This window comes from Mycobacterium kyorinense (assembly GCF_002101735.1).
Classification (GTDB): Bacteria; Actinomycetota; Actinomycetes; order Mycobacteriales; family Mycobacteriaceae; genus Mycobacterium; species Mycobacterium kyorinense.
Map to the genome: position 1 here is coordinate 1 of NZ_LQPE01000045.1, position 4,421 is coordinate 4,421.

The 4,421-nt window shown below is 67.8% G+C and carries 5 protein-coding genes and 1 pseudogene; 3 read left to right on the forward strand and 3 right to left on the reverse strand.

All coding sequences use genetic code 11. The features are described from left to right. Positions 1 to 61 precede the first annotated feature (61 nt). On the reverse strand, positions 62 to 1,075 hold the full coding sequence (locus AWC14_RS07505) for a Dyp-type peroxidase (protein ID WP_057003567.1): 1,014 nt from the start codon (positions 1,073 to 1,075) through the stop codon (positions 62 to 64). 48 nt (positions 1,076 to 1,123) lie between these two features. On the opposite strand from AWC14_RS07505, the gene AWC14_RS07510 reads away from it, so the two are divergent. Further along, the gene (locus AWC14_RS07510; protein ID WP_045385317.1) at positions 1,124 to 2,365 is read left to right on the forward strand and encodes a M18 family aminopeptidase; all 1,242 of its coding nucleotides are present in this window, start codon (positions 1,124 to 1,126) and stop codon (positions 2,363 to 2,365) included. Positions 2,366 to 2,369: 4 nt separating this feature from the next. Here AWC14_RS07510 and AWC14_RS07515 read toward each other — a convergent pair whose 3' ends face one another. After that, positions 2,370 to 2,762 carry a nuclear transport factor 2 family protein gene (locus AWC14_RS07515; RefSeq protein ID WP_045385320.1) on the reverse strand — a complete coding sequence of 131 codons (393 nt, stop codon included), beginning with the start codon at positions 2,760 to 2,762 and terminating at the stop codon, positions 2,370 to 2,372. A 127-nt stretch (positions 2,763 to 2,889) separates the two neighbouring features. Between AWC14_RS07515 and AWC14_RS07520 the strand changes: the two genes are divergently transcribed. Together AWC14_RS07520 and AWC14_RS07525 are read left to right on the forward strand one after the other, a co-directional pair. Further along, positions 2,890 to 3,702, forward strand: coding sequence for a helix-turn-helix domain-containing protein (locus AWC14_RS07520; RefSeq protein WP_045385323.1), 813 nt, complete (start codon positions 2,890 to 2,892; stop codon positions 3,700 to 3,702). Between the two features lie 15 nt (positions 3,703 to 3,717). After that, positions 3,718 to 4,065, forward strand: a complete 348-nt coding sequence (locus AWC14_RS07525) for a VOC family protein (protein WP_045385325.1) — start codon at positions 3,718 to 3,720, stop codon at positions 4,063 to 4,065. Here the strand turns inward: AWC14_RS07525 and AWC14_RS07530 are convergent. Then, positions 4,066 to 4,350, reverse strand: a pseudogene (locus AWC14_RS07530) (hypothetical protein). It abuts the gene before it with no gap. Between the last annotated feature and the right edge of the window lie 71 nt (positions 4,351 to 4,421).

A 4,421-nucleotide genomic window follows, 5' to 3' on the forward strand; every position in this document is an offset into this window, starting at 1 on the left:
AGCTCCGGAAACAAATCCCCGACGCCCATATCATCGAGCGTCTGAGCCGAGGGGGTCCTCCTCACATGTCATCTTTCAGACTGCCGATCGCCAATGATCCGTCACCCGATCCCGAATCCGCTGCGGGCGCCGCGGCGGCTCCCGGCAACGGCGGCGGATCGTCGAGGAAGTCGACTGTGGGGGAGAAGAACATCCCGCCGGTGACCGCGGTGGAGAAGTCCAGGATCCGGTCGGTGTTGCCGGGCGGATCACCGAGGAACATGTTGCGCAGCATCTGCTCGGTGACGCCCGGACTGCGGGAATAGCCAATGTAATACGTGCCGTATTCGCCCTTGCCGACCTCGCCGAACGGCATGTTGTGCCGCACGATCTTGAGTTCGTTGCCCTCGTCGTCTTCGACCTTGTTCAGGGCGAGATGCGAGTTGGCCGGCTTGTCGTCGTCGTCGAACTCGATGTCTTCCAGCTTCGTTCGGCCGAACGCCCGCTCCTGCTCGGTGACCGACAGCGAATTCCAGCCCGCCATGTCATGGACGTACTTCTGCACGTGCACGTAGCATCCGCCGGCGAAGTCGGGGTCCTCGTCGCCGATCTGCGTCGAGCTGACGGCCAGCGGCCCGTCGGGATTCTCGGTGCCGTCGACGAATCCGAGCAGATCGCGGTTGTCGAAGAACCGGAAGCCGTGCACCTCGTCGACGACCGTCACGGCGCCGGCCATCGCGTCGATCAGCCGGGTTGCCAGTTCGAAACAGACATCCATCGTCTCGGCCCGGATATGAAACAACACGTCGCCCGGTGTGGCCGGAGCGACGTGTCGTGGACCCTGCAGTTCGATGAACGGATGCAGTTGCGCGGGCCGAGGACCCGCGAACAAGCGGTCCCAGGCATCGGATCCGATCGAGGTGACCACCGACAGACGCTTCGCAGGATCGCGGAATCCGATGGCGCGCACCAGCCCGGAGATGTCCGCCAGCGCGTCGTGCACGGTCTGCTCGCCGCCCTCGTCGATGGTGACCACAAGAAAGATCGCGGCCGGCGTCAACGGAGCAAGAACCGGTTGCGGCTGCACGTCGGGCACGCATCGACCCTAACGTCCCGGCCGCTGCCGTGATGAAAGGATGGAGACATGGCGGCGACGGCACGGGGCCTGTGCGAATTCATCGACGCGTCGCCGTCGCCGTTTCACGTCTGCGCAACCGTCGCGGAACGGCTGCGCACGGCCGGATACAGCGAACTGGCCGAGGCCGATGCATGGCCGCGCACCGGCGGCCGTTTCTTCACCATACGGGCGGGCTCGCTGGTGGCCTGGGACAGCAGCGCGGACGGCCCGTTCCGGATCGTCGGCGGCCACACCGACAGCCCCAACCTGCGGGTCAAGCAACACCCCGATCGTCAGGTCGCCGGCTGGCAGCTGGTGGCGCTGCAGCCCTACGGTGGCGCCTGGCTGAACTCGTGGCTGGACCGCGACCTGGGCATCAGCGGGCGGTTGTCGACAAGCGACGGCACCCACCGGCTGGTCCGCGTCGACCAACCGATCCTGCGGGTCCCGCAGCTGGCGATCCACCTGGCCGAGGACCGCAAGTCGGTCACGCTGGATCCACAGCGTCACGTCGACGCGGTGTGGGCGACAGGTGAGACGGGCTCGTTTCTCGACTACGTCGCCGAGCAGGCCGGTGTCGATCCCGGCGAGGTGCTCGGCTTCGACCTGATGACCCACGATCTGACGCCCTCGACGCTGTCGGGCCGAGACGGCGCATTGGTCAGCGCGCCGCGGCTGGACAACCAGGCGAGCTGCTACGCGGCGACCGAAGCCTTCCTGGCCGCGCAGCCGAGCGGATACCTGCCGGTGCTGGCGCTGTTCGACCACGAGGAGGTCGGCTCCACCTCCGATCACGGCGCCAACTCCGAGCTACTGCTGACGACGCTGGAACGCATCGTGCTGACGGCCGGCGGCGGTCGCGAAGACTTCCTGCGCCGCCTCCCCGGGTCGATGGTGGCCTCCGGCGACATGGCCCACGCCACGCACCCCAACTACCCGGACCGCCACGAGCCCGGCCACCAGATCGCCGTCAACGCGGGCCCCGTGCTGAAGGTGCAGCCCAACCTGCGCTACGCCACCGACGGCCGCACCGCCGCGGCCTTCGCACAGGCCTGCCGGCAGGCCGGCGTCCCACTACAGCGTTACGAGCATCGGGCCGACCTGCCCTGCGGCTCGACGATCGGCCCGATGACGTCGGCCCGAACCGGCATCCCGACCGTCGACGTCGGCGCCGCCCAGCTGGCCATGCACTCGGCGCGAGAACTGATGGGCGCCCACGACGTCGCCGCCTATGCGGCGGCTTTGCAGGCGTTCCTCGCGCCGCGGTAGCTGCTCACCGCAGGATGGCCGGCTCGTAGCGGATGACGTTCTCCACCACCTTGCCGTCGCGGGTGCGGACCCGGTCGAGCCCTCGGATCGTGAACGGCCCGGCCGGGCCGGTGCCTTCGCCCACGTAGTGCAAAAAGACCAGCTGCTCGCCCGCGGTAGCGCCGGGAACCGTCGCGCTGTCGACGAGCTCGAGCCGCAAATCCGGCGCGGCCGCCAGTAGTTCCGCGATCTTCGCCGTGTACGCCTCGACTCCTCGCACCGGCTCCGGGTCGTCGGGCCAGTAGCCGACGATGTCGTCGGCCAGCACGTTGACCCCGCCGGATAAATCCGGGGCGGCCCAAAACCTCGCCCATAGCTCGGCACTGAAAGTCGGGGCGGCGGACTGAATGTCGGTCATGGCTTCCTCCAGGGGATCCGGCGCTCCGGTCGAGCGCGTCGTATCGAGCGTGCGTCGACGGGCCGCGACGGCACAATTTACCTGCGAGGTCATCGCCGCGGCGCACCGACGTGGTTAGCGTTTGCACATGACCGACGCGACGGTTGGTGTGTTGCTGCGTGAATGGCGGGCGCGTCGGCGGGTGAGCCAACTCGACCTGTCGCTGAGCGTCGGCGTGTCGGCACGACATCTGAGCTTCATCGAGACCGGCCGCTCGCGGCCCAGCCCCGAGATGGTGCTGGCGCTGGCGGACGGCCTGGACATCCCGCTGCGAGAACGCAACACGCTGCTGCTCGCCGCCGGCTATGCCCCGCGCTACCCCTCGCGGTCACTGGCCGACGACGCGCTCGCGCCGGCGCGTGCCGCCGTGCAGCGGCTCCTCAATGCGCACGACCCGTATCCGGGCGTCGTGATCGATCGGTGCTGGAACATTGCGGAGGCCAACGCCGCGGCGGCCGCCCTCACCGCCGGCGTGTCGGAGGGCGTGCTCGGTCCGCCGGTCAACGTGTATCGGCTGTGCCTGCATCCGGATGGTCTTGCGGGCCGAACACTGAATTTCGAGGAATGGGCGGGGTATCTGCTCCACCAGCTCCGCCGCACGATCGCGCTTACCGGGGACCCGGAACTGCAGGCACTCGACGAGGAGGTCCGCACCTACCCGGGGGTCGCCGCCTTGGCGGGACGAAACACTTCGCCGGACACGGCGTCGCTTCTTGTTCCGTTCGAACTCGCAATTGGTGGCGGACAACGGCTTTCGATGTTCACCACGTTGACCACGTTCGGGACTCCGCGCGACGTCACCCTCGCCGAGCTGGCGGTCGAGTTGTTCTACCCGGCCGATACCGAAAGCGCCGAACTGCTGCGCACCGCCAGAATCGGGTCCGCGACCACACCAGGCTGACCTACCATCCGGTCCATGGCACTCAAGGTGGAAATGGTCACGTTCGACTGCACCGATCCCGCGAAGCTGGCCGGTTGGTGGGCCGAGCAATTCGACGGTCAGACCCAGGAGTTGATCCCCGGCGAGTTCATTGCCGTGATCCGGTCGGACGGGCCACGGCTCGGCTTTCAGAAGGTGCCCGATCCCACGCCGGGGAAGAACCGGGTGCACCTGGATTTCAGCGCCGCCGATGTGGACGGCGAGGTTGCGCGGCTGGCTGCCGCCGGCGCCACCGAGGTCGGGCGGCACAGCATCGGAGACCATTTCCGATGGGTCGTGATGACCGACCCCGGTGGCAATGCCTTCTGCGTCGCCGGAAGCTAGCTACAGCCGCTGGGCGAGCAGGTGCTCGGCGAGTTCGGCGCCCTTGCGGCTGTCCGACTGCGCCTTGCGGAACAGGTCGGCTACTTCCTTGTCGCCGTCGCGCTGGGTCTGATGGCGCGGCTTCTCCTCGGGCCGTTCCGGCCCTCGTCGTCACCGCGCGGCGTCCTGGATGTAGGTCTCCAGCCGCAGCGCATTGTCCAGGCACTTCTCGGTGTACCAAATCAGGTTGTAGTTCTTGTCTTTGGTGCCCGTGGCGGCCCCGGTCTCGGCAGTCCCTGAGGTCACTCCTGTACCTCTTCTCTTGCAGGCGCGAAGAGTGCGTCTGTGGTAGGGATGGGACGGGAGCCGGGGTGACG